Below are 605 nucleotides of genomic sequence, written 5' to 3' on the forward strand. Positions count from 1 at the left end.
CGCGTCCTGTACGGACAGACGAGGGCGTCATTCGTGGCGAACGGACTGGTGTTCCAGAAGACACCGCGTATCCGTTCACGTTTGATTCAACGGGTGACATTCAAACTGTCTCGGGCGAGGACTTCTACGAGCAGCACGCGCTGTTGCTCGGAGCGGGGGTGTTAGAGACGGAAATTGGTGGCCCACTCACCGCAAACGATCGCACCGAGATAGCACACACCATCAAGCAAGCGTACGCTGAAAGCCCGTACTTCGAACGCCCGATCCGTGTCAACGTGGTTGAACAGGTTGACGATACACTCACCGTCCAGGCAACGTTTGGATCTCGTGAGGAGGTGCGGATTCCAATTTCACAACGTGATGTGGACACGATTCAGTTATGATTGAACGGTACCGTAACGACGATCCGCGTAGTGCCAACGAAATCGCAGCCGCAATCGAGGAAACACTTCAAACAATCCGTCCTGATGCGCCCGCGATTGAGGGAACGCAAAACTATGCGTTCATTCAGATGTACGCACAGACCCTCGCAGCGCAACAGGAACAGGCGTTATCCGAACTGTATAACGCGAGTTTCCTCACAGATGCCACGGGTGAGGAACTGA

2 protein-coding genes are annotated in these 605 nt (G+C 54.5%); both read left to right on the plus strand.

Translation table 11 applies throughout. From position 1 onward, the window contains the following. Positions 1-383: hypothetical protein (locus EXE45_RS19755; protein WP_158294288.1), on the plus strand; the 383-nt coding region annotated here is incomplete at its 5' end. After that, on the plus strand, positions 380-605 hold a 226-nt coding region (locus EXE45_RS20785), incomplete at its 3' end, for a hypothetical protein (RefSeq protein WP_206750482.1). The genes EXE45_RS19755 and EXE45_RS20785, both read left to right, overlap by 4 nt.

Origin of the sequence: Halorubrum sp. SP9, assembly GCF_005435015.1 — an archaeon.
GTDB lineage: Archaea > Halobacteriota > Halobacteria > Halobacteriales > Haloferacaceae > Halorubrum > Halorubrum sodomense.